22 protein-coding genes and 1 pseudogene are annotated in these 24,356 nt (G+C 60.3%); 11 read left to right on the plus strand and 12 right to left on the minus strand.

All coding sequences use genetic code 11. From position 1 onward, the window contains the following. Nucleotides 1-142: 142 nt before the first annotated feature. Together L901_RS11805 and L901_RS11810 are read right to left on the minus strand one after the other, a co-directional pair. Entirely contained in the window at nucleotides 143-1,126 is a 984-nt protein-coding gene (locus L901_RS11805; protein ID WP_059756822.1) for a sensor histidine kinase, read from the minus strand. A 101-nt stretch (nucleotides 1,127-1,227) separates the two neighbouring features. Next, complete coding sequence (locus tag L901_RS11810; RefSeq protein ID WP_003522529.1) at nucleotides 1,228-2,022, minus strand: response regulator; 795 nt, start codon at nucleotides 2,020-2,022, stop codon at nucleotides 1,228-1,230. A gap of 138 nt (nucleotides 2,023-2,160) precedes the next feature. Between L901_RS11810 and L901_RS11815 the strand changes: the two genes are divergently transcribed. Together L901_RS11815 and L901_RS11820 are read left to right on the plus strand one after the other, a co-directional pair. Next, nucleotides 2,161-2,367 carry a NepR family anti-sigma factor gene (locus L901_RS11815; RefSeq protein ID WP_003522527.1) on the plus strand — a complete coding sequence of 69 codons (207 nt, stop codon included), beginning with the start codon at nucleotides 2,161-2,163 and terminating at the stop codon, nucleotides 2,365-2,367. Continuing rightward, nucleotides 2,367-2,933, plus strand: a complete 567-nt coding sequence (locus L901_RS11820; RefSeq protein WP_003508744.1) for an RNA polymerase sigma factor — start codon at nucleotides 2,367-2,369, stop codon at nucleotides 2,931-2,933. The genes L901_RS11815 and L901_RS11820 overlap by 1 nt, the downstream gene beginning before the upstream one ends. Before the next feature lie 66 nt (nucleotides 2,934-2,999). Here L901_RS11820 and L901_RS11825 read toward each other — a convergent pair whose 3' ends face one another. After that, nucleotides 3,000-3,470 (minus strand): Lrp/AsnC ligand binding domain-containing protein, encoded by a 471-nt coding sequence (locus tag L901_RS11825; RefSeq protein ID WP_003522526.1) that lies wholly within the window; start codon nucleotides 3,468-3,470, stop codon nucleotides 3,000-3,002. 175 nt (nucleotides 3,471-3,645) lie between these two features. Between L901_RS11825 and putA the strand changes: the two genes are divergently transcribed. Beyond that, nucleotides 3,646-7,320 (plus strand): trifunctional transcriptional regulator/proline dehydrogenase/L-glutamate gamma-semialdehyde dehydrogenase, encoded by a 3,675-nt coding sequence (putA, locus tag L901_RS11830; protein ID WP_059756825.1) that lies wholly within the window; start codon nucleotides 3,646-3,648, stop codon nucleotides 7,318-7,320. Nucleotides 7,321-7,361: 41 nt separating this feature from the next. Here putA and L901_RS11835 read toward each other — a convergent pair whose 3' ends face one another. From L901_RS11835 to L901_RS11850, 4 genes and pseudogenes are all read right to left on the minus strand, one after another. Beyond that, nucleotides 7,362-8,183 (minus strand): ABC transporter ATP-binding protein, encoded by an 822-nt coding sequence (locus L901_RS11835; RefSeq protein ID WP_059756826.1) that lies wholly within the window; start codon nucleotides 8,181-8,183, stop codon nucleotides 7,362-7,364. A gap of 8 nt (nucleotides 8,184-8,191) precedes the next feature. Beyond that, nucleotides 8,192-8,971, minus strand: a complete 780-nt coding sequence (locus L901_RS27050) for an ABC transporter permease subunit (RefSeq protein WP_059756829.1) — start codon at nucleotides 8,969-8,971, stop codon at nucleotides 8,192-8,194. 21 nt (nucleotides 8,972-8,992) lie between these two features. Continuing rightward, a complete protein-coding gene (locus L901_RS27055; RefSeq protein ID WP_059756831.1) occupies nucleotides 8,993-9,946 on the minus strand; it encodes an aliphatic sulfonate ABC transporter substrate-binding protein in 954 nt (317 codons plus the stop codon). Between the two features lie 241 nt (nucleotides 9,947-10,187). Next, nucleotides 10,188-11,716: pseudogene (locus tag L901_RS11850) on the minus strand (aldehyde dehydrogenase family protein). Nucleotides 11,717-11,947: 231 nt separating this feature from the next. Between L901_RS11850 and L901_RS11855 the strand changes: the two are divergent. Next, nucleotides 11,948-12,850, plus strand: coding sequence for a LysR family transcriptional regulator (locus tag L901_RS11855; protein ID WP_059756833.1), 903 nt, complete (start codon nucleotides 11,948-11,950; stop codon nucleotides 12,848-12,850). Nucleotides 12,851-12,862: 12 nt separating this feature from the next. Here L901_RS11855 and L901_RS11860 read toward each other — a convergent pair whose 3' ends face one another. Together L901_RS11860 and L901_RS11865 are read right to left on the minus strand one after the other, a co-directional pair. Then, nucleotides 12,863-13,843 carry a glutathione S-transferase family protein gene (locus tag L901_RS11860; RefSeq protein WP_059756836.1) on the minus strand — a complete coding sequence of 327 codons (981 nt, stop codon included), beginning with the start codon at nucleotides 13,841-13,843 and terminating at the stop codon, nucleotides 12,863-12,865. Nucleotides 13,844-13,947: 104 nt separating this feature from the next. Continuing rightward, a complete protein-coding gene (locus tag L901_RS11865; RefSeq protein ID WP_003522518.1) occupies nucleotides 13,948-14,835 on the minus strand; it encodes a DMT family transporter in 888 nt (295 codons plus the stop codon). Nucleotides 14,836-15,218: 383 nt separating this feature from the next. Here L901_RS11865 and L901_RS11870 point away from each other — a divergent pair, with 383 nt between their 5' ends. Continuing rightward, nucleotides 15,219-16,550, plus strand: coding sequence for a UDP-glucose/GDP-mannose dehydrogenase family protein (locus tag L901_RS11870; protein WP_059756839.1), 1,332 nt, complete (start codon nucleotides 15,219-15,221; stop codon nucleotides 16,548-16,550). A gap of 86 nt (nucleotides 16,551-16,636) precedes the next feature. Then, a complete protein-coding gene (locus tag L901_RS11875; protein ID WP_059756841.1) occupies nucleotides 16,637-17,659 on the plus strand; it encodes an NAD-dependent epimerase in 1,023 nt (340 codons plus the stop codon). 2 nt (nucleotides 17,660-17,661) lie between these two features. Here the strand turns inward: L901_RS11875 and L901_RS11880 are convergent, their stop codons facing one another. From L901_RS11880 to L901_RS11890, 3 genes are read right to left on the minus strand one after another with little or no spacing between them, the layout of a single operon-like run. Continuing rightward, nucleotides 17,662-18,708: a glutathione synthase gene (locus tag L901_RS11880; RefSeq protein WP_059756844.1), complete on the minus strand. Its 1,047-nt coding sequence runs from the start codon at nucleotides 18,706-18,708 to the stop codon at nucleotides 17,662-17,664. A gap of 10 nt (nucleotides 18,709-18,718) precedes the next feature. Then, on the minus strand, nucleotides 18,719-20,596 hold the full coding sequence (locus tag L901_RS11885) for a flavohemoglobin expression-modulating QEGLA motif protein (protein WP_059756847.1): 1,878 nt from the start codon (nucleotides 20,594-20,596) through the stop codon (nucleotides 18,719-18,721). Continuing rightward, nucleotides 20,593-21,423: an N-formylglutamate amidohydrolase gene (locus L901_RS11890; protein WP_059756850.1), complete on the minus strand. Its 831-nt coding sequence runs from the start codon at nucleotides 21,421-21,423 to the stop codon at nucleotides 20,593-20,595. The genes L901_RS11885 and L901_RS11890 overlap by 4 nt, the downstream gene beginning before the upstream one ends. Nucleotides 21,424-21,715: 292 nt before the next feature. Here L901_RS11890 and L901_RS11895 point away from each other — a divergent pair, with 292 nt between their 5' ends. From L901_RS11895 to L901_RS11915, 5 genes are all read left to right on the plus strand, one after another. Beyond that, nucleotides 21,716-21,937, plus strand: a complete 222-nt coding sequence (locus L901_RS11895) for a hypothetical protein (RefSeq protein WP_020811542.1) — start codon at nucleotides 21,716-21,718, stop codon at nucleotides 21,935-21,937. Between the two features lie 18 nt (nucleotides 21,938-21,955). Continuing rightward, nucleotides 21,956-22,516, plus strand: coding sequence for a type 1 glutamine amidotransferase domain-containing protein (locus tag L901_RS11900; protein WP_059756853.1), 561 nt, complete (start codon nucleotides 21,956-21,958; stop codon nucleotides 22,514-22,516). Between the two features lie 61 nt (nucleotides 22,517-22,577). Next, complete coding sequence (locus L901_RS11905; RefSeq protein WP_059756855.1) at nucleotides 22,578-23,018, plus strand: PPC domain-containing DNA-binding protein; 441 nt, start codon at nucleotides 22,578-22,580, stop codon at nucleotides 23,016-23,018. A 53-nt stretch (nucleotides 23,019-23,071) separates the two neighbouring features. Further along, nucleotides 23,072-23,932, plus strand: coding sequence for a TIGR02587 family membrane protein (locus L901_RS11910; RefSeq protein WP_059756858.1), 861 nt, complete (start codon nucleotides 23,072-23,074; stop codon nucleotides 23,930-23,932). Between the two features lie 7 nt (nucleotides 23,933-23,939). After that, entirely contained in the window at nucleotides 23,940-24,350 is a 411-nt protein-coding gene (locus L901_RS11915; protein ID WP_059756861.1) for a TIGR02588 family protein, read from the plus strand. Nucleotides 24,351-24,356 lie beyond the last annotated feature (6 nt).

The raw sequence follows: 24,356 nt of genomic DNA on the forward strand, positions 1-24,356 counted from the left end.
CCTGAAGCTTGGCTGAAAATAAACAGGTTTCGCCCCTGAAAACCTGTCATAAAAATAGCACGGCTCTTTCATGAGCCGTGCTTTTTGTTTTGGCTTTCATGAAATGAAAGATGAACCCGGCGCTGCGCGCGATCTTGAGATTTCAGGCATCCGCGCCGTCGCCGGACGGAAATTTCAGCCGGTAGACGATCCGCTCCGGCGTCAACTCGTATTCGGCGCTTCCCCCCAATGCGGACGGAACCACCTTTTCCAGCACCACGCTGCCGAAACTGCCGCGCCGGGTCTCCGCCGGCTCTTTCGACGGCATCATCGGCTCATTCCATTCAACGATATAAAAATCACCCTCCTGACGACATTGCAGGGATATGGGCGGGTGATAGGCAAGATTGCCGCTATGACTGACGGTGTTGACGACCAGCTCGTGGAAGGCGAGCCCGATATAAAGCGCGCCATTCGGATTGAGCAGCAGGTTTTCGCCTTCCATGTGGATGAGGTTCGGATATTCCGGCACATAAAGATCGAATTGCTGGCGCAGCAGCTCGAATATGCGCGCGCCCCGCCAATCCGAATCCGTGATGAGATCCTGACTCTGGGCGAGAGCGTGCAGTCGGCCGCGGAACTTGCGCAGAAAATCATCCTTGGTCAGGCTGAAACGGGCCGTCTGGCCGGCAAGGCTCTGGATGATCGCCAGGAGATTCTTGGAACGGTGGCTAACCTCGCGCAGCAGCGAGCGCAGAAGCTGCTCGCGCCGCCTTTCCGCCGTTACCTCCCGGATGGTGGTTTTCAGCACCGTCTGGTTCGACTGGTTGAAGGTGGAATGGACCTGAAACTGAAAAACCCGGTCCTTGCCGGCGTTGACTTCCAGCATGCCGCGGCTGCCGGCCGTATTCATGTCCTTCTTAAGTTCAGCAAGCCTGGCGGAAAGGTCGTTACCGAACAGATTTTCATCGGTCGGATGGGAATCGACCGGAAGTTTCCAGACATCCGGCAGATTGGCCACGAATATATAGTCGCGGTTCCAGTCCTGCAGCATGACTGTCTCACCCGAATCGAGCAAGGCGAGGACGAGCGAATCGTGAAGTTCGCTTTCGTCCCTCTCCGCGTTATGCCATGCCAGCCGATGCAAATTCGTCTCCTTGCAGAAAGCCGCGGGGCAGTCCCACGACCGTAACCGCCAACGCCCGGGCACCAGAGTGGTTCCCGGTCAGCCTGCGGTTTCGGCAAAATTCACGCCGCGACGCGTGAGCTTTCGTTGAAAAACAGGGCCTGGCTGATAAGCGCTTTCACCATGTCCGGATTAAACGGCTTCGTCACAAGGAAGGTCGGCTCCGGCCGCTCGCCCGTCAGAAGACGCTCGGGGAAGGCGGTGATGAAGATTACCGGCAGCGTGGTCATCTGCAGGATGTCCTTCATCGCATCGAGACCGGAACTGCCATCGGCGAGCTGAATATCGGCAAGGATCATCTTCGGCTGGGTGCGATGGAAGAGATCGAGCGCTTCCGTGTGGGTGCGGGCGATGCCCGTGACGCGGTGGCCGAGATCGGTGACCATCTGCTCGATATCCATGGCGATCAGAGGTTCGTCCTCGATAATCATGATATCGGTCGCCACCTGCCGGGCGATTTCAGACGCTGCCTCGTCGATCAGCTTGCCGACCTGATCCTCGGAGACTTTCAGAACCTCTGCCGTTTCCGAAGGCGTGAATTCTTCGACCGTGGTCAAAAGGAATGCCTGACGGGCCAGCGCCGGCACGGCGGAGAGGTTGGCCGAGGCGCGTTTTTCCCATCCCGACAGGTTTTCGTCGGTCTTAATATTGATCGTGACGGAACTAAAGATCGATACGAACAATTGATAAAGCGAAACGCGATCGCTGCTTGTCTGCGGAAAAATGCTGATATCGGCGATCAGAGCTTCGAGTGTTGCCGCAACATAGGCATCGCCCGTCGATTGTGAGCCGCAAACGGCACGCGCGAACCTGCGCAGATATGGCAGGTGCGGTGCGATGCGTGTAGAAACTGACATGGAATTCTCCCCTTTCATGCGGTCTGCAACGCAAACCCACGATAGCAACGTGCGCATTGCAAAAAAAGTTCCGGACCGCCGGAACTATTTTTTTCACGGCGCATTCTTTGCCACGACGCAAAAGGAATACCGGACGTTATGAGCATATTTCAATCGGACCAAGATCAGCCGGACAATTCGGCCGCCCCCCAGGTTCCACACTCCGGGCGAGCGGTGATTTCCCGTAAGCTCAGGGAGCTTTATGATGCCGTTCAGGATGAAGGCATCCCTGACAAATTCCTCGACCTTCTCGAAAAACTCGATGAAGCCGAAAGCAGAGCCAAAATGAAGGCTTCGGAGGAATGATGGCGAAAGAGCCGGAGCAGACAGAATACAATTTCAAACGGGAAATGCTGGCGGCGCTGCCGAACCTGCGCGCCTTCGCGATCTCGCTCATCCGCTCAAGGGACCGTGCCGACGACCTCGTGCAGGACACGATCATGAAGGCATGGGCGAAACAGGACAGCTACCAGCCGGGCACCAATATGCGGGCATGGCTGGTGACGATCCTGCGCAACGAGTTCTACAGCCAGATTCGCAAATCCGGCCGTGAGGTGCAGGATACGGACGGGGTCTACACCTCGCGCCTGTCGGTGCCGCCGGAACAGCATGGCTCGGTCGATCTTCAGGATTTCCGCGCAGCACTGGCAAAGCTGCCGGACGACCAGCGTGAAGCGATCCTGCTGATCGGTGCCTCGGGTTTTGCTTACGAGGAAGCCGCCGAGATTTGCGGTTGCCCTGTCGGCACCATCAAGAGCCGCGTCAGCCGCGCAAGGCTGCGCTTGCAGGAATTGCTCGGCATCGAAAACGAAAACGAGTTCGGTCCGGACGCGCAGATGAGTGCGGTGACCGCCGCCGCCACGGCGCGCTGAGAGAGCTGAACTTGGGCGGCAAGAAACGGGCAGGCAAACATCTGCCCGTTTTTTCATGTCCGCTTTTCAGATACCCGTTTCCTTGACCGATTGCATGACCACGAAGGTCGAGGTGTTGGCGACGGATGGCAGGCTTGAGATTTTCTCGCCGAGTACCCTTCGATACTTGCGGATATCGCTGGTGCGCACCTTCAGAAGATAATCGAAGGCGCCGGCGATCATGTGGCACTCCTCCACTTCCTTGATCTTGCGCACCGCCGCGTTGAATTCCTCCAGCGCCTTTTCGCGCGTATCGGAAAGCTTTACCTCGGCGAAGGCGATGTGATCGACACCGAGCTTCTGCGGATTGAGCATGGCGCGGAAGCCGAGAATATAGCCCTCATCCACCAGCCGCTTCAGCCGCGTCTGGCAGGGCGTCTTGGAAAGACCGACCCTTTTCGAGAGCTGCAGCACGGACATGCGCCCGTCTTCGCTCAGCGCCTCGAGTATCTTGAGGTCGAAGTGATCCAGATCGTCTGTTTTTTGACTATTTGCCATGTGATTTAACGCCATATCTCAAAAATAAAAGTTCATATAGCCTGTTTTATCCTGAAAATAGGGCCATAGCAATTTCTGCGGTGATGATATTGTCTGTGCCAGGATGACGAGCGGCGGGCGGAGGACACGCTGCCGCCGAAGGTCTGTCTTCAACAGCGTTTTCAGGATTTTCAGAATGGCCGATGGTGCAAGCAACGCCGGTGTAGTGGCGAACGGTATCTTCCAGAATTTTGCGCCGCCGGTGCGCGAGCAAAGCCTGCTGCGCAAGGCGATCACCGCCGCCTATCGCCGCCCGGAGGAAGAATGCCTGGCGCCGCTGATCGAGGCGGCGACGGTGACGGCGGAAGAGACGAAAGCCATTCGCGACACGGCCCGCAAACTGATCGAGGCATTGCGCGCCAAGACCAAGGGCACCGGCGTCGAGGGACTGGTGCAGGAATATTCGCTCTCCAGCCATGAGGGCGTGGCGCTGATGTGCCTTGCCGAAGCGCTGCTGCGCATTCCCGACACCGCTACCCGCGACGCACTGATCCGCGACAAGATCGCGCGCGGCGACTGGAAGTCCCATATTGGCGGCGGGCGCTCACTTTTCGTCAACGCCGCCACCTGGGGTCTCGTCATCACCGGCAAGCTGACCTCGACGGTCAACGATAGCGGCCTTTCGGCGGCGCTGACCAAGCTGATCGCCCGCGCTGGCGAACCCGTCATCCGCCGCGGCGTCGACATGGCCATGCGCATGATGGGTGAGCAATTCGTCACCGGCGAAACCATCGGCGAAGCGATCAAGCGTTCGAAGCCGCTGGAAGAACAGGGCTTCCAATATTCCTACGACATGCTGGGCGAAGCCGCGACCACCGCAAAGGATGCGGAGCGCTATTACAAGGACTACGAAAACGCCATCCACGCCATCGGCAAGGCGTCTGCCGGCCGCGGCATCTATGGCGGGCCGGGCATTTCCATCAAGCTTTCGGCGCTGCATCCGCGTTACGCCCGCGCGCAGGCCGAGCGGGTGATGGCGGAGCTGCTGCCGCGCGTCAAATCGCTGATGCTGCTCAGCAAGAAATACGATATCGGCCTCAACATCGATGCCGAGGAAGCCGACCGGCTGGAACTGTCGCTCGATCTTCTGGAAGAGCTGGCGCTCGACAGGGATCTTGCGGGCTGGAACGGCCTCGGTTTCGTCGTACAGGCCTATGGCCGCCGCTGCCCCTTCGTTCTGGACTACATTATCGATCTCGCCCGCCGTTCGGGCCGGCGCATCATGGTGCGTCTCGTCAAGGGCGCCTATTGGGATGCCGAAATCAAGCGCGCGCAGGTGGAAGGGCTGGAGGACTTCCCGGTCTTCACCCGCAAGGTGCACACCGATGTTTCCTACATTGCCTGCGCCCGTAAGCTGCTCGACGCACGCGATCTGGTCTTCCCGCAATTTGCGACCCATAACGCGCAATCCATGGCGACGATCTACCATCTCGCCGGCCCCGCCTTCAAACTCGGCGACTATGAGTTCCAGTGCCTGCATGGCATGGGCGAACCGCTTTACAGCGAAGTCGTCGGCAAGAAGAAACTCGACCGGCCGTGCCGTTTCTATGCCCCCGTCGGCACCCATGAGACGCTGCTCGCCTATCTCGTCCGCCGCCTGCTGGAAAACGGTGCGAATTCTTCCTTCGTCAACCGCATTGCCGACCCCGCCGTGCCGGTGGATTCCCTGCTGGAAGACCCAGTTGCCGTGGTCAAGGCCTATGCCGTTCCAGGCGCGCGTCACGACCGCATCGCCGCCCCTGAAGGCCTGTTCGGCCCGGAACGCAAAAACTCCGCCGGCCTCGACCTCTCCAGCGAAACGACGCTCGCCGTACTGGACAAGACCCTGAAGGCAGGTGCTGCGACGGAATGGAAAGCCACAGCGCCGCAGGCGGGTGGCAACACGCGCCCGGTTCTCAACCCCGGCGACCACAATGATATCGTCGGCCATGTGACGGAGCCGACTGAAGGCGATGTCGAAGCCGCCATGCAGCGGGCGGCAGCCTCAAGCTGGCCTTCCACCCCGGTGGAAGAACGCGCCGCCTGCCTCGAGCGGGCCGCCGACGCGATGCAGGCTGAAATGCCCGCCCTGCTCGGCCTCATCATGCGCGAAGCGGGAAAATCCATGCCGAACGCGATTGCCGAGGTGCGCGAGGCCATCGACTTCCTGCGTTATTACGCAGCGGAAGCCCGCAGGAACTTCAAATCCGGCGAAACACCGCTCGGCCCGGTCGTCTGCATCAGCCCGTGGAACTTCCCGCTCGCCATTTTCATCGGTCAGGTCACGGCGGCGCTGGTTGCCGGCAATCCGGTGCTGGCGAAGCCCGCCGAAGAAACGCCGCTGATCGCGGCACAGGGCGTGCGCCTGTTGCATGAGGCCGGCGTGCCGCAGGATGCCGTGCAGCTTCTGCCGGGCGACGGCAAGACGGGGGCGGCCCTTGTTGGTTCACCTCTTACAGCCGGTGTGATGTTCACCGGCTCCACTGAAGTGGCGCGGCTTATTCAGGGCCAGCTTGCCGGCCGGGTTCTCGCCAATGGCCAGCCGGTGCCGCTGATCGCCGAAACCGGCGGCCAGAACGCCATGATCGTCGATTCTTCCGCACTTGCCGAGCAAGTCGTCGCCGATGTCATTGCATCTGCCTTCGACAGCGCCGGCCAGCGCTGCTCTGCGCTGCGCATCCTATGCCTGCAGGAGGATGTGGCGGACCACACGCTGACCATGCTGAAAGGCGCGCTGCATGAGTTGCGCATCGGCCGCACCGACAAGCTTTCCGTCGATGTCGGCCCCGTCATCACCGCCGAGGCGAAAAGCATCATCGAAAAGCACATCGAGGGCATGCGCGGGCTCGGCCATCGCATCGAACAGATCACGCTTGCCGGCGAAACCGGCAAGGGCACCTTTGTGCCGCCGACCATTATCGAGATGAAATCGCTCGCCGATCTGAAGCGCGAAGTCTTCGGCCCGGTGCTGCACGTCATCCGCTTCAAGCGTGACAATCTCGACCGGCTGATCGATGAGATCAACGCCACCGGTTACGGCCTGACCTTCGGCCTGCATACCCGCCTTGACGATACGATCCAGCATGTGCTGTCCCGCGTCGCCGCCGGCAACCTTTATGTGAACCGCAACATCATCGGCGCGGTGGTCGGCGTGCAGCCCTTTGGCGGACGCGGCCTCTCCGGCACTGGCCCAAAGGCCGGCGGGCCGCTCTATCTCGGCCGTATGACGCAGACCGCACCGAAGATCGACCGCATCGCCAGCCAGCAGGATCAGGCCGCCGTCGATCTCGCCCGCTGGCTGGATGAAAACGGCGAAACCGTTGCGGCGGAAGCCGCACGGCAGGCGGCGGCACTTTCCGGCCTCGGCTTCGAAACCGAGTTGGCAGGTCCTGTCGGCGAGCGCAATGTCTATGCGCTGCATCCGCGTGGAAAGGTTCTGCTGGTTCCGGCAACCGAACAGGGGCTTTACCGCCAGCTTGCGGCAGCGCTTGCAACCGGAAACGCGGTTGTCATCGATAATGCTTCGGGACTGGAGAAATCCATTTACGGACTGCCGGCAAGCGTGACCTCGCGCATCGTCTGGGCGGATGACTGGGAAAAATCAGCGCCCTTCGCCGGCGCGCTGGTCGAGGGCGATGCGGCGCGTATCGTGGCGGTCAATAAAAAGATCGCCGCCCTGCCCGGCCCGCTGGTTCTCGTTCAGGCCGCGGCAACGGAAGCGCTTTCCGGGGAAAGCCAGCCCTATAATCTCGACTGGCTGGTCGAAGAGGTTTCCGTCAGCGTCAACACCACGGCCGCCGGCGGCAATGCCAGCCTGATGAGCATTGGCTGATGATATCGTCCGGCGGGGTCTCGGCCCTGCCGGTTCATGCCTTATCCGTTGGTGTCGCCGCGGCCGAAGAGCTGGTTCAAAACCTGCTCTTCCAGCCTTGCGAATTCCGCAGTGCCATGACGGCGCGGACGCGGCAGTTTCACATCGAGATCGAGCGCGATGCGCCCTTCATCGATGACGACGATGCGATCCGCAAGCGCCACGGCCTCCGATACATCGTGCGTGACTAGTACGGCGGTGAATTTCTGCTTGCGCCAGATGCGCTCCAGCAGAAGCTGCATTTCAATGCGGGTGAGCGCATCGAGCGCGCCAAGCGGCTCATCCAGCGCCAGAATCTGCGGATGGGCCACCAGCGCGCGCGCCAGCGCCACGCGCTGCTTCTGGCCGCCGGAAAGCACATAGGGCCATTCGCCAGCCCGGTCTTTCAGACCGACCTCTTCGAGAATTGTAAGCGCCTGCTCCTGCGCCGCCTCGCCCTTGGCGATGCCGGTCAGCCCCACGGAGACGTTGCTCGCGATACGTTCCCACGGCAGAAGACGCGGTTCCTGAAACATCATGCGGGTGCGGCTCGATGCATCTTTCGAGACGGTTCCGGTGGTCGGCGTGTCGAGGCCGGCCAGAATGCGCAGGAGCGTACTCTTACCGCAGCCGCTCTTGCCGATGATGGCCAGAAACTCACCTTCCCGCACATCGAGATCGATGCCGCGCAGAACCGGTTTATCGCCGAAGCTCTTCGCCACATTGCGGAAGCTGAAGGCGACCTTGCCTTCTGCCGTCTTCTCACGTTGTTCGATTTTCGCCTGCGACGGGAGGGATGGCGGGGCATCCGGGCGTCTCAGCGTCGTAACATTGCCGGTCGACATGGGTTACCTCAGACTTTCTTGAAGGCTGGATGCCATTGCAGGAAGATGCTTTCGAGGAGGCGGGCGAAACTGTCGGCCAGCTTGCCGAGAAGCGCATAGATGAGGATCGACAGCACGACGACGTCGATCAGCAGGAACTCGCGCGCCTGCATGGCCATATAGCCGAGGCCGGAGGAGGAAGAGATGGTTTCGGCGACGATCAGCGTCAGCCACATGATGCCGAGCGCATAACGCAGGCCGGTGAAAATGGCGGGCAGCGCGCCGGGCAGGATGACCCGCCGGAACAGCGTGAAGGGCGACATGCCATAGGTGCGGCCCATCTCCACCAGTTGCGGATCGACGCCCTGAATGCCGAGCAGCGTATTGATGTAAATCGGGAAAAACACACCAAGCGCGACGAGGAAAAGCTTCGCCTCCTCATCGATGCCGAACCATAGGATGACCAGCGGAATGAGCGCCAGATGCGGAATGTTGCGGATCATCTGCAGCGTCGTATCGGTGAAGCTGCGGGAGAATTTCGAGAGGCCATTGGCCAGGCCGAAGATGAAGCCGATGGAGCCGCCAATGGCGAAACCCACAAGCGCACGGGCGGAACTCACGCCGATATTGGCAATGAGTTCCCCCGAAAGCAGAAGCCGCCAGAAGGCTTCCGCAACAGCGGAAGGGGCTGGAAGGACATTTCCTGAAATAAGCCCGACGCGGGCGGCCGCTTCCCAGCCTGCAAGAATGATGGCGGGAAGCAGCCAGCCCGTGATGCTTCCAACCTCGATGCGCGTTCTGATGCTCATGGCGAAGCCTCCGGTCGGGGATCAGTTCGTCGCGCCAGACCAGACGGCATCCTTGATGTTGATCTGTTTCGGGATCAGGCCGAGACGATAAAAGCGGTCGGCGGTTTCCTGCTGGCTGGCGACGATCTTGTCGTCGATTTTGGTAATGCCGAATTCAGAGCGGTTCGCGGCGAGCGTCTGCGCCTCCAGCGGCACGCCCGTCACCTCATGCAAAGCTGCAGCAACCTTGTCGCGGTTGGCAGCGGACCATTTTGCCGCCTCGTCCAGAGCATCGATGGTGATGTTGATCGTATCCGCATTGGATTTGGCGTAATCGCGATTGGCGAGGAAATAGGTGCTGACAGCAAGTACATCGCTGGTGCGGGCCAGAGTGACCGGCTTGTAGCGGGTTTCGGCAATCGCATAGAACGGATCCCAGACGGCCCAGGCGTCGATCTTGTCGCTGGCGAAGGCGGCCGCGGCATCGGCAGGGCTGAGATAGACCACCTCGATATCGCTGAATTTCAGGCCATTCTTCTCAATTGCCGCCACCAGCAGATTGTGCGCGCTGGTGCCCTTGCCGACGCCGACCTTCTTGCCCTTCAGGTCGGCAACCGATTTGATGCCACTTTCAGGCTTTGTGAAGATCGCCTCACCTTTGCCGTTCGAAGGAAGGGCCGCAACATAAACGATGGCGGAACCTGCCGCCTGCCCGAAGATCGGCGGCGCATCGCCTGTCCAGCCGACATTGATGGAGCCGACATTCAGAGCTTCCACCAGCGGCGGACCAGCGGTGAACTCGACCCACGAAACCTTCACGCCCTTGGCCTCAAGCGCCTTTTCGATGACACCCTGCTGACGGGCGATCACCGGCAGGCCGGTTTTCTGATAACCGATCTTCAGCTCTTCCGCCGCCTGGGCCTGAAAAGGCAGAACGGATAAAGCAGCGGCAACAAGAATGCTGGCGGAAAGGGCGCGGCGGGTGACGGCTGGCATTTCATCTCCTTATCACCGGCGCTCTTGCCGGGTTGCGATATGGAGCAATGCTAGGATTTTCGATTAAAACGATAGAGAGACGATAATTCAATATGATCAATATTGCGGGAATAAAATTTCGCGCAAAAGCCTCTTTCCCGCAAATCGTCGCGGACACCCTCGTCCGACCCATCAAATAGAAATGCCGGCGCGAATGGAGCCGCGCCGGCACGATGGATCAATTTCTCTATAGAGGACGCGATTATTCGATATCGAAGGAAACGCCCTGCGCCAGCGGCAGCGCCTTGGAGTAGTTGATGGTGTTGGTGGCGCGACGCATATAGGCCTTCCACGCATCCGAACCGGATTCACGGCCGCCGCCGGTTTCCTTCTCACCGCCAAAGGCGCCGCCGATTTCAGCACCCGAGGTGCCGATATTGACGTTGGCAATGCCGCAATCGGAGCCTTCCGACGACAGGAACCGTTCCGATTCCTGCATGTCGCGGGTGAAAATCGATGAGGAAAGACCAGCAGCGACGGCGTTATGATCGTCTATCGCCTGATCGAGATCGCTGTATTTCATGACTAGAGGATCGGCGCAAAAGTCTCTTCCAGCACCGGCCCCGCCTGCTTCGGCATTTCGACAAGCGCCGGCTTGACGTAATAGGCATCCGGCGCACCCGTATCCACACGACCGCCGCCATTCACCACGCCATCATGGGCTTTCGCCGCTTCGAGGGCCTTCTGCATGCCGTCGAAAGCCGCCTTGTCGACCAGCGGGCCGACAAGTGCGGAGGTTTCCAGCGGGTTGCCGACGGAAACGGAAGCATAGGCCTTTTTCAGACGCGGTACGAGCTGGTCATAAACGCTGTCATGCACGAAGAGACGGCGAAGCGTGGTGCAGCGCTGGCCGGCCGTGCCCATGGCGCCGAAGGCAATGGCGCGCAGCGCCATGTCGAGATCAGCCGAGGGGCAGACGATGCCGGCATTGTTGCCGCCGAGTTCCAGAATGGCGCGGGCGAAGCGTTTCGCCAGACGCGGGCCGACATCGCGGCCCATGCGGGTGGAGCCGGTGGCCGAGACGAGCGGCACCTTGGGATTGTCCACCAGAGCTTCGCCCACGGCGCGGTCGCCGATCAGAAGCTGCGAGAGACCTTCCGGCGCATCGCCGAAACGGGCGGCGGCGCGCTCGAAGATGCCCTGCACGGCAAGCGCCGTGAGCGGGGTCTTTTCCGAAGGCTTCCAGACAACCGAATTGCCGCAGACGATGGCGAGCGCCGCATTCCACGACCAGACGGCGACCGGGAAGTTGAAGGCGGAGATGACGCCCACGACACCGAGCGGATGCCAGGTTTCCATCATGCGATGGCCGGGGCGTTCGGTGGCGATGGTGAGACCATAAAGCTGGCGGGAAAGGCCAACCGCGAAATCGCAGATATCGATCATTTCCTGCACTTCGCCGAGGCCCTCGGAGGGAACCTTGCCCGCTTCCAGCGAGACGAGACGGCCGAGATCGGCCTTGAAGGCGCGCAGTTCCTCGCCGAGCAGCCGGATCAACTCGCCACGGCGGGGCGCCGGCACATTGCGCCATGTCTTGAAGGCGGCATCGGCCCGGTCGATCACGGCTGCGACACCCTCGACCGAAACGGTCTTGAGATTCGCGACCTGTTCACCCGTCACCGGGCTGAAGGAGGCCATATCGCCGCCGGTATAAAGATCGCGGGCAACGCCCATCCTGTCGAGCAGGGCCGCAGCTTCCTGTTTCACGTCGAGCTTCGTGGTCGCATCCATGTCCATCGTCCTTTTGGCTTAAAAGGGGAGGAAAGGCCGTTTCGATACGGCGCTTTCAACTCCCGTCACTCTTCTTTCCCCGAATTTGCCATTCGTTCTGTGAAACTGATGTTTTGCGAAACTGGAACCGGCAAAGCCGGAAAAACACCGTTCCATTCTTTCCCGTAATCATATATGGCCATAATGACCCTTTTCCAATGAGGAAAGCGGGTAAGTTGATGCGAGAATGGAATGGATCCGCGCAGAAGACTGGTCCCCGACATCGTTACCCTGCAGGCGTTCGAATGCGCGGCACGGCATGGCAATTTTACGCGTGCTGCGGAAGAACTCAACCTCACGCAGAGCGCGGTGAGCCGACAGATCGGCGAACTGGAAGCGCAGACCGGAATGCAGCTTTTTGAGCGCATCCGCAGGCGGGTCGTGCTTTCGGAAGCGGGGCGTAAATTCCTGCCCGATGTGCGGCGCCTGCTGCAGCAATCCGAACAATTGATGGTGCGCGCGGTTTCAGCCGGAACATCGCACGCATCGCTTTCGGTCGCGACATTGCCGACCTTCGGCAGCCGCTGGCTGATGCCGCGCCTCCACCGCTTTATCGACGCCAATCCGGAAATAACGATCACCATCGGCTCGCGCTCGCATCCCTTCGATTTCGACGAGGAAGGTTTCGATCTCGCCATTCACTACGGCCAGCCGGTCTGGGCGCATGGCACCTGCACATTTTTGTGCAACGAGGTGATCGTGCCGGTAGCAAGCCCCGCCCTTGTGCGCCGCGCCAGCGTGAACCAGCCACAGGATCTGACCGGGCAACCGCTCCTGCATGTGACGACGCGGCCGAAACTATGGACGGAATGGCTGGAGATGAACGGTGTGACGGCGGAGAACGCCTATCAGGGCAGCCGTTTCGACCAGTTCTCGATGATCATCGAGGCCGCCGCAAGCGGTATCGGTTTTGCCCTTCTGCCGAAATATCTCATCGAGGCGGAGATCGCCTCCGGCCGTCTCGAAATCGTCTTCGACATTCCCCTGCAGACCGACAAGAGCTATTACGTCGCCCTGCCGGAAGGGCGGCAGGACAATGCGCTGGCCCGCGCCTTTCAGGCATGGCTGCTCGATCAGGTCGGCAAGCCGGTCTAGTCCATCATCCGCTCAGTTCGATGGGCGGAGAGAAACGTCATACAGCCCCGGAAGATCGGGGCCGACGGGCACGATGCGGGTCGGGTTGAGCGCCTTGATGGAATAATAACCGCGCTTGATATGGTCGATATTGACCGTGTCGCGCACGCCTGGAATGGTCAGCACCCGCATCATATAGGCCTGAAGGGCGGGGTAATCGGCGATACGGCGAAGATTGCATTTGAACAGGCCATAATAGGCGGCATCGAAACGCACAAGCGTCACGAAGAGCCGGACATCTGTTTCGGTTAAAAGATCGCCGAACAGGAAAGGTCCGCCTGAGACGAGGCGGCTTTCGAGCTCCCCAAGCGTTGCGAACACATCGGCGAAGGCCTCCTCATAGGCGATCTGCGTGGTGGCGAAACCGGTTCTGTAAACGCCGTTGTTGAGGCGTGGATAGATGTGGTCATTGAGAGCATCGATCTCATCGCGCAGCGCTTCCGGATACAGGTCCACGCTATTATCGGCCAGATCGCCGAAACCGGAATTCAGCATGCGCAGAATATCGGCGGATTCGTTGTTGACGATGGTTTTCGTCTTTTTGTCCCAAAGCACGGGCACGGTGGCGCGGCCGGTATAGTGCGGATCCGCGCTGGTATAGACCTCGTGCATATAGGTGAAGCCGTTGAGCGTATCACGATCCGCGCCCGGATAGTCGCCGAATTTCCAGCCCTCGTCGGAAAGCGCCGGCTCAACCACGGAAACGGAAATCACCTCTTCCAGCTTCTTCAGCTTTCGGCCGATCAGCGTGCGCGATGCCCATGGGCAGATCAGCGCGACGTAAAGATGATAACGGCCGCTTTCGGCCGCATAGCCGCCCTCACCCGTCGGCCCCGCCGAACCGTCAGGCGTCACCCAGTTGCGGAAGCCGGAGGTCTGACGAACGAAGCCGCCTTTCTTGTCGGTCGCCTGCACCGGATGCCATTCGGCGGTCCATTTTCCATCCACGAGCATTTGCGGCTCTCCGTTCATCTAAAGATGAAAGCCTTATGGGCTGGGTTGCCGCCGCTTCACAAGCCGCGCTTCGGTTGACGCACTGTTTCCGATCAAGGGTGAGTTCAAAGCCGATTGCGGAAAAACGGGTTCCAGCGCACGGTGCCGAGCCTCACCTTTTCGCGGATCATCGTCAGCAGCCCCGATGCGGCGATGACGGCCAGACCAAGCACGGCGACCGCATCCGGATATTCGTGGAAAAAGGCCATGCCGATCGCCACGGCCCAGAGGATTTGCGAATAATGCGATGGCGCGATCTGGCTTGCCGGCGCGATGCGGGTTGCGACCAGAAGGGTGATTTGCCCCGTGGCCGTGCAAAGGCCGATGAAGGCGAAAGCCAATAGCTGGTGCAGGTTGGGCATCACGAATTCGGGGATGGAGGCAATGCCGTTGAAAGTGAGGCCGTAGATCAGCAGCACGCCCATGATCGAGGTGCGCTTTTCCTTGCCCGCAAGCGAGCGCAGCAAAACGATGGTCATTGCCGCGAGGAACGCAACGCCGATGGCGGCGAAATGTCCGAGTTCCAGCGTCTTGAAGCCCGGCCGCACGACGAGGATCACGCCGACGATACCCGCCAGAACCGCCGCCCATCGCCATGGACCGATATTCTCCTTCAGCACGACGGCGGAAAGCACGGTCACGAAGAGCGGCGACAGGAAGATCAGCGCATAGGCTTCCGCCAGCGGAATGGTGGTGAAGGCATAGATGCCGAAAATACCCGCGAAAAGGCCGGAGATCGCGCGCCCGTGCACCGCGAAGGGCCGGCTCATGCGCCAGAATTCACGCCACCTTTCCTCGCGCGGCTTGCTGAAGAAAATGAAAATGCCGGAAAACAGAATGCTGAAGAAGCCGATTTCGAAAACGCTGATCTGCGATCCAAGCGACTTGATGGTGGCATCGCCCATGGAAAAGGTCGCATAAGCGAACAGACCGAGCAGAAAACCCTTTTGCATTTGAACGTCCCCAAACACCGACCGCAATGCAAAGCATCCCCCGGCCGCGTGGAACGCGACCCGGACGCCCCTTGAAGGGACAGACAGTCTGGCAGATTTGATCCTCAGTCCTATGGCTAGACCCGGCTACCTATGAGTGCAAGCCGCAAAAGAAGTAAAATTGCCCGATTGGACCCGGCCAGTGCAAATGGCTGCAAGGTGCGGCAAATTTGTCCCGCCATGGCCATCACATCCCCGTCATGGAAAGAGGTTAGCCGGTGTTGATCGTGGCGCTTGGCGACGGGCATGAAGGCGGCTAAATATTATCATGCGATTTTCATCCGCCGATTTCCCCGGCTGATATTGCTGCGTTACCATGGCCTCGCTAACCGAAAGGAAAAAGAATGCGGATTGTGATGATCGGTTCGGGTTATGTCGGCCTTGTGTCCGGCGCGTGTTTTGCCGATTTCGGCCATGACGTGGTCTGCGTCGACAAGATGCCGGAGAAGATCGAGGCCCTGAAAAACGGCCATATTCCGATCTTCGAACCGGGTCTGGAGACCATCGTCGCCAACAATGCCAAGGCCGGGCGGTTGAGCTTCACCACCGATCTTTCCGCAGCCGTTGCCAATGCCGATGTCGTCTTCATCGCGGTCGGCACGCCCTCGCGGCGCGGCGATGGCCATGCCGATCTCGGTTATGTCTATGCGGCGGCGAAGGAAATCGCCCATGCGCTTGATGGTTTCACGGTCATCGTCACCAAATCCACCGTTCCCGTCGGCACCGGCGACGAGGTGGAGCGTATCATCCAAGAGGAAAACCCCTCGGCCGATTTTGCCGTCGTTTCCAACCCGGAATTCCTGCGCGAAGGGGCCGCCATCGAAGATTTCAAGCGGCCGGACCGCATCGTCGTTGGCCTATCGGATGAGCGCGCCCGCCCCGTGATGACCGAGGTTTACCGCCCGCTCTATCTCAACCAGTCGCCGCTGCTCTTCACCACAAGGCGCGCTTCCGAACTCATCAAATATGCCGCCAACGCCTTTCTGGCGATGAAGATCACCTTCATCAACGAGATGGCTGACCTCTGCGAAAAGGTCGGCGCCAATGTGCAGGATGTCTCGCGCGGCATCGGTCTCGATGGCCGCATCGGTTCGAAATTCCTGCATGCCGGCCCCGGTTATGGCGGCTCCTGTTTCCCGAAGGACACGCTGGCGCTTGCCAAGACCGCGCAGGATTATGATGCGCCGGTGCGGCTGATCGAGACCACCATCGCCATCAACGACAACCGCAAACGCGCCATGGGCCGCAAGGTCATCAATGCGGTGGGCGGCGATGTGCGCGGCAAGAAGATCGCCGTGCTTGGGCTGACCTTCAAGCCGAATACCGACGACATGCGCGACAGCCCGGCAATCGCCATCATCCAGACCCTGCAGGACGGCGGTGCGAAGGTGGTCGGTTACGACCCGGAAGGCATGGCGAATGCCCGCCACCTGATGGAAGACATCGAATACGCGGCCGGCCCCTACGAGGCGGCGGAAGATGCCGACGCCGTGGTGATCGTGACGGAATGGAACCAGTTCCGCGCGCTCGACCTGCCGCGGCTGAAGGCGATCATGAAACATCCGGTGCTGGTGGACCTGCGCAATATCTACCGCACGGATGAGGTCGCCGCGCATGGTTTCATCTATGCCGCCGTCGGCCGTCCGCATGAAGGCGGTTCCGACAAGGGCGCATAGAGGTTTCGTTTTCGCCATTTCATTAAAAGGTTTTCTGCGCTTCGGTCAGACCGCAAACGCACCAACGGATTCGGGATATAATCATCATGCGTTATCTGGTTACCGGCACGGCTGGCTTCATCGGCTTTTATGTTGCCAAGCGGCTGTTGGACGCCGGCCATTTCGTGACCGGCTTCGACGGCATGACGAAATATTACGATGTCAGTCTCAAGGAAAAACGCCACGCCATTCTTTCCCGCTCCAACGGCTTCCGGGCCGAAATCGGCATGCTGGAAGATACGGATGCGCTGAAGCGCGCGGCGGAGGCCGCCGAACCGGAGATCATCATCCACCTCGCCGCACAGGCGGGCGTCCGTTACAGCCTTGAAAATCCGCGGGCCTATATCGATTCCAATCTCATCGGCTCGTTCAACATGCTGGAGCTCGCCAGAAGCCTTGAGGTCAAGCACCTGATGCTGGCGTCTACTTCCTCCATCTACGGCGCCAACGAGAAAATCCCCTTTGCGGAAAGCGACAAGGCCGACGAGCCGATGACGCTTTATGCCGCCACCAAAAAATCGATGGAGCTGATGGCGCACAGCTATGCCCATCTGCACAAGCTGCCCACCACCGCCTTCCGCTTCTTCACGGTCTACGGCCCATGGGGGCGGCCGGACATGGCGCCGATCAAATTCGTCGACGCCGTTTCCAACGGCCGACCGATCGATATTTACGGGCAAGGCAATATGAGCCGCGATTTCACCTATATCGACGATCTCGTGGAAGGCATCGTCCGATTGAGCGCGGTCATCCCTTCCGAGGAAAACCGTGTTACACAGGAAGGTGTCACCGACACGCTCTCGCACCACGCGCCCTTCCGCGTGGTCAATATCGGCGGCGGCCAGCCGGTGGAGCTGATGCATTTCGTCGAGACGGTCGAAAAGGCGGTCGGGAAACCCGCGATCCGCAACATGCTGCCGATGCAGCAGGGCGATGTTCCCCGCACCTTCGCCTCGCCCGATCTTCTGAAGGCATTGACCGGCTACGTTCCGCAAACCCCGGTCGAGGAAGGCATCAAGGCCCTCGTCGCCTGGTATCGCGAGATGCATCCGGCCGAATTACGGGAATAACCTCACAGCGTCGCCAGCAGTCGGTTGGAGATGGTGCCGCCGGAAGCGCTCTGCATGGTGATCTTGGTTTCCACGGCCTCGATGATCGTGTCGCTGAAATTCATCTCGGTGAGATCGCGGATATTGGAAAGTCCGCCCGGGGAAAAGACGTTCACTTCCAGTATCTTGTCACCGACGATATCGAGCCCGACGAGGAACATGCCGTCCTCCACCAGCTTCGGCCGCACCATTTCGGCAAGCGCCACGATTTCATCGGTCACCGTCGCCGCCTCCGCCGTGCCATGGGCATGGATATTGGAGCGCAGGTCGCCCTTGGCCGGCACGCGGCGAAGGGCGGCATATTTGCCTTCACGCATCAACGGGCGGCCATTCATCATGAAGAAACGGATATCGCCATCCTTGGCGGCCGGCAGATAGGCCTGCGCGATCAGATAACCTTCGAGGCTCACCGCCTCGAAAATCTGGTTGAGATTGGTCTCCTTGCTGGAGCCGATCTTGAAGACATTCTTGCCGCCGGAGCCCTGCAGCGGCTTGACGATGACGCCCTTGGGGTGCGCGTCGGCAAAGGCGCGGATTTCCTCGACATTGCGCGAAATGATTGTGGTCGGGCGGACGATTTCGGGAAAGCTCTGGAAATAGAGCTTGTTTTGCGCGAGCGCCAGACCTTCGGGATCGTTCAGCACCACGACACCGCGCTGTTCGGCAAGCCGCCCGAACAGGATGCCGGCATGCACCGCCCATGGCCGCGTCGTCTGGTCGAGTGAGGGGTCGTTGCGCAGCATCAGCGCATCGATTTCCTCCACATCCATGGTCCGCCGCTCCAGCGCCTTGTCCTGAAGTGTGGAATGGAACGTCTCGCCTTTCTTGACTTTACCCTTCGGCAGCACGGTGGCGTGAATGGTCAAACTGTCATCCGAGCGCAACGTAAAATCGCCGGGCGTCAGATAGACCACCTCGTGGCCGCGATTGAGCGCGGCCATAGCAAGCAGGCCGGTCGCGTAATTCGGTCCCTCGGTTTCGATGGAATTGACGAAAAATGCGATACGCATGAAGCCCCTCCTATAATGTCGCCAGTTCGGCAATGGATAATCCCGCCCGTATTTTTTCCAGCCGTTCATTGGCCTTGGCGGGCAGCAGGAATGCGGGCCTGACGCCCGGCGGGCGAAGCAGGCCGCGCAGGGCAAGCTCCTGCATCACCGGAAAATGGGCGGCGGCGATCTTGCCCATCCAGAACGGATCGAGCGCCCCGCCCCTGCGCAGATGCTCCAGCACCTCCGCCAGCCCGCGCAGATAGATCGCGTCCTTGGAAAGGCCGCCGCCGCGATAGATGCGCAGCACCATGTTAAAGGCCCCGGCCTCATCGAAACCGTGATCGCGGGTCATGGTGCGGAAGGTCTCCACGAAGCTCGCCCCATCCAGCATGGCGGCGCAGCCGATAACGCGACCGGCGATCAGCCGCAGGCGCTCACGCGTCATGCCGCCGGCCAGATGTTCCGCCAGCACCGCCAGCCCCTCCTGCACGCCCTCGTAACCGGAAAGGCCGGTGCGGAAGAGCCGCAGCCCCTGAAACGAGCCGTTGAAATAGGTGAGAAGATGCACGCCGATCTCATGCGACAGCAGCGCCTCGACACGGCGCTGTTCCATGACGGTGTGGCGGGAAATCAGAAGCTTCTCGCCCGTCACCATCAGGCCCGGCGGCAGGTCGTCGCGGATTTCGACGCGCGCCTTGAATTCCGGGTCTTCCGCAAGATAGGTCTCGACCATCTCCCGCGACTTCTTCGCGACCGCGTAACAATCGACCATGGCGATTTCACTGGTCTCCTCCCCGCGCGGGCAATCCGCAAGCACCCGCAGCGCCAGCTGAAGGAGGGCCGGTTCGACAGCGCCATAAAGGGCGCGTGAAAAATCGGTGAAGGTGCGATGGTGCAGATTGGCAAGCATCGTCAGTTGCAGATCGATCTCCTGCTGTTTCTCCCGGTAGAGATTATAGAGCACCGGGTCTTCCAGATGATCGAAAACAACGGAATAAAGCTTGCGTTTCTGCTCCTCGACATCGACGCCGAGCGGCCGGTAGAGCAGGCGCGGCGCGAACTGAAAGCCGCCATCGCGAAACTCCTCGAAGGCCCGGCGGGCATTGATGGGCGTGACGGAAAGCAGAAAATCGAAGGATGAAACAATATCGTCGACGGACCGGTCGGCACGCCTGACGGCATCGACGAAGGCCTTGCGCCCCAGCGCCCGATGGCTGGTGACCTTGAGCGCGTCCTTGCCCGAAGCGAAGGATGAAAAAGCCTGCAGGCCGGCATCGAAAAGATCGGCGATCATCGTCACCCGCAGGCCCGGATAGTCCGCACCGGATTCCGGCTGGCGGTAGATCGGCGCAAAACGCACGCCGATACAGGGAAAATCGAGGCCGGCTTTCTTGAAGCGCAGAACTGGATCGGCATCCGGCTCCGGCCGGGTGATGCGCGGCGTGCGAAAGCGTACCTCGGCTTCACAAACCGCCTTGATAAAGACCCGGCGGGCATTCTGCGTTTCTGGCTCAGCCGTCGCCGAGACGGAAACCTCATAATGCGGCAGGAAAGGCGAATCGTCGGCCAGCAGGATATCATGCTCCAGCTCGCCGATATCGAGGACCATGAAAGCGCCGAAACGCTGCCGCATGACCGCGCCAACGGCCTCAATCAGCGGCGCAGCCTCCTGAATGGTCGACGCGATCAGATAGGAGGCATGGGCGGCGGCGATATCGCGGGCGGCGAGATTTTTCGTGCCGCCCGTCAGATGCAGGCAGAGGAACGGCAGCGGCCGGTCGATATGCAGACGACCGTCTTTGCCGACATCGCGGCGGATGGCCTTGCCGGCTTCGAGGCAGGACACGACGTCATCGACCAGATCGGCGATGGGAGACGGTGCGCTGCGGGCGGAGGAGAGGTTCATCGCCGCGACCTCAGGCACTCTTCGAGTACCGGCTGGAGTGCTGCGATCGCTTGGCGAATATCCGCCACCACACGCGTATCCGGCTTTCCCGTCCACTCGTCCATGAAGAATTTCTTGAACTCGACCGCGATGGCGCAACCATTTTCGGCGAACCTTTCATGGATGAAACGGGTCTGCTCCCCCTTACCCTGAAACGCCACGTTCTCGCGAACATCGAGGCGGCGTCCGCCGATGGTCGCTGACGCGAAATGATGCCCGACCGCGCTCACGATATCGCCCCAGCGGCTGCGATCCATGGAAAAGGTGCCGATATTGATATCGGGCGCCTCCGCCTGCGCCGTCGGCGGCGCGGCGGCGCCCTGCCGGCGATGATTATAGCTGTGCACATCCAGCACCACGAAAGCGCCGTGCCGCCTTTCGATTGCAGAGAGCACGGTCTCCAGCATCGCATAATAGTCGGCGTGAAAATCGAGCGATTGCCGGATGGCTTCCCGCGCCGGCTCCTCTTTCCAGACCTCAAGCCCCCAGGATTGTTCCGGCTTCAGATAGATCGCCTGATCGGCCGCACGGTTGAGATCGATTTCGAATCGCGAATGGTGAACGACGAGACGGTTCGTCAGTCCCGCAACCATCTCACCGGTGAAAGGGTCTTCCTCCCGCAGCCGCTGTTCCGGGGAAAGGGCGATGAGCCCGGATACGTCCGGTCTAATGCGATGACCGTCGTGAATGGCCGTGCCGATAACCGGTGAGTTGCCGAAATCGATCGACCAGAAACCCTTGTTTTCGTTGTCACCGCGGTATTCACCGTCACTCTGTCTGGCTGCCATGCTGCCTCCCCTGCATCGGGGATAAAACAGCGGGACATGCCCGTTTGTTCCGGTAAAAATTGCGCGCGATATATTCGGCTTCGGCAACGACGCCGCTGGAAAAAACTGCGGAACCTTACGGGAAAGCTCACGTTGTTCCAGCAGGAGGGGCCGCCGTGTCAAACGGACGCGATGGCGCTGAAGAACATCGGGATTTTTCCGTTTTCTCCCGGTGGCCAACGAAATGGCAGCCGAGCTTCTTACCCATCCGGCACCCCTCCGTTCCCGCTTTCCACGCACAAGGAGCCGCGACATGGAAAAGACCGAAACACGCAAACTTGCGGAAGAATATTTGCGTCTCGGCGGCACGCGTCAGGTGATGATCGACGACAACAAGACCTTCGTGCGCCAATGGCAGCACGAACCGGCGGAAGCCGAACGGTTCTGGCAAACGCACATCGAAAATCTCGACGCGGAGCGCCTCAAGGACGTGGAATTTTTCCTACCCTCCATGAATTCCGACAAGGGCAAGTGAACCCAGAAGGAGACAGACATGACTGCCATCAACGCTGCAAAAATCCTCATTCTCGCAACGGACGGCTATGAGCGTTCCGAATTGCGCGTGCCCTATGACCGGCTGCAGGCCAAAGGTGCGGACGTCAAGATCGCCTCCATCAAGGAGGGCGAGATCAGGAGCTGGGACAAGAAGAACTGGGGCGACAGCATCGCCGTCGATCTATCCGCCAAGACCGTAAAAACCGAAGATTTTGACGCGCTGGTTCTTCCCGGCGGCCAGATCAATCCGGACGTTCTGCGCCATGACGAGGATGCGATGCGGGTGGTGCGTGATTTCATCAAATCCGGCAAGGTGGTGGCCGCTATCTGCCACGCACCCTGGCTGCTTGTAGAAGCCGACGCCCTGCGTGGCCGCGACGCCACCTCCTATTGGTCGATCAAGACCGACCTCAAGAACGCCGGCGCCAACTGGAAGGATGAAAAAGTGGTGACCGACAAGGGGATCATTACCTCCCGCAGCCCTGACGATCTCGATGCCTTCGTCGCCAAGATCGTGGAAGAGGTCGAGGAAGGCCGCCACGAACGCCGCGCCGCTTAAGACACGCACCCTATTCCCGTGCCGCCGGTTTCCCGGCGGCACTTCTATTTGGGAGGAAGACATGAAAAGCAGATTGCTGGCAAGCGGCGCGGAGCGCACCTTTATCCTCGTCATCGATCCCGAGGAAGAAGCCTTCGAGGCCATCAGGCGCTTTGCCAGGGCCGAGAATATCAACGCCGCCTCGGTGAGCGCGATCGGCGCCTCCGCCACGGCAACACTCGCCTTTTTCGATCTTTCGACGCAGGACTATAAGGAAATACCGGTCACCGACCAGAGCGAGGTTCTGAGCCTGCTCGGCGATATCACCCTTGACGAGAACGACACGCCCAATCCGCACCTGCATGTGGTTCTGGGCTTTGCCGATGGCTCCACCAAGGGCGGCCATTTTCTAAAAGGGGTGGTGCGGCCGACGCTGGAAGTCGTCATCCGCGAAACACCTGCGGAATTGCGGCGCAGCTATCGCCCGGAATTCGGCATCGCTCTCATCGACCCCGCGAAATAAACCCACGGAACCGGAAAAACGCCATTGCGTTATCGCTCTGGACAGGGGGCGGCATGGTGGCGGCGATCAATCGAAGAGATGCGGACGATGACGAGGTCGGGCAATTTCTGATCGGCCTCGCGCGCGGCACGGCGGGTGCATTGCTGTTTGCCCTGCCCATGCTGATGACCATGGAAATGTGGTTTCTCGGCCTTTACGTCAATTCCTGGCGGCTTCTCCTGCTCTGCATCCTCAACCTGCCGCTGCTGTTGCTTCTCGCCCGCCGCATCGGTTTCGAAAATGTTCACTCCTGGAGCCAGGCGCTGCGCGATGCGATAACGGCCTATGGGCTGGGCATTGCGGTCAGTGCCGCCGTGCTGCTGCTGTTCGGCATTCTGAACGACCAGATCACCGCCTCCAACATCGTCGCCAAGATTGCGCTGCAATCCGTTCCAGCCAGCATCGGCGCGTTGCTTGGGCGCAGCCAGCTCGGCCAGCATTCCGACGCGGAGGATGAAGAGGAGGGCGAATATTCCGGCGAGACGGGTTATCTGCACGAACTGTTCATGATGGTGGTCGGCGCGCTTTTCCTCAGCCTCAATGTCGCGCCGACGGAAGAAATGATCCTGATCGCCTATAAGGTGACGCCCTATCACATTCTGGCGCTTTGCCTGCTCTCGGTCGCCATCATGCATGGCTTTGTCTACGCGCTTCACTTCAAGGGCTCGCACCAGCTTCACGAAGGGCAGAAGTGGTGGCAATCCTTCATCCGCTTCACCCTGCCCGGCTATGTCATCGCCATCGCCATCAGCATCTATACGCTCTGGACCTTCGAGCGCCTCGACCACACCTCGCTGTCGCAGATCATGAATGCCGCCGTCATTCTCGGCGTCCCCGCCTCGATCGGCGCGGCCTCCGCCCGGTTGATCCTGTGAGGACAAGATGACGATATCCAAGGGCCGCAAACATACGGAAAGCCCCGAGCCCCACTGGGTGGAATGGCTGACGGGCGCCATCTGCACGCTTCTTGTCGCCGCCATGCTCGGCTGGATCGGCTATGACATTTATCGCTACAGGCCGGAGGATGCCCGCTTCGAAATCGCCGTTACCGGTGTGGAGGCGCAGGCCGGGCAATACCGGGTGCGGTTCGATATCCGCAACCTGTCCATGACGACGGCGGCGCAGGTGCAGGTGCGCGGCGACCTGCAGCAAAACGGCGCAACGCTGGAGAGCGCCGATGTGACATTCGATTACGTCGCCTCGGAGTCTCGCGACACCGGCACGCTTTTCTTCCGCAACGATCCCCGCAGCGCAACGCTCACCATCAATGTCGCCGGCTATACCGAGCCGTGACACCTT

The sequence above is a fragment of the Agrobacterium sp. D14 genome, from assembly GCF_001526505.1.
GTDB lineage: Bacteria > Pseudomonadota > Alphaproteobacteria > Rhizobiales > Rhizobiaceae > Agrobacterium > Agrobacterium leguminum.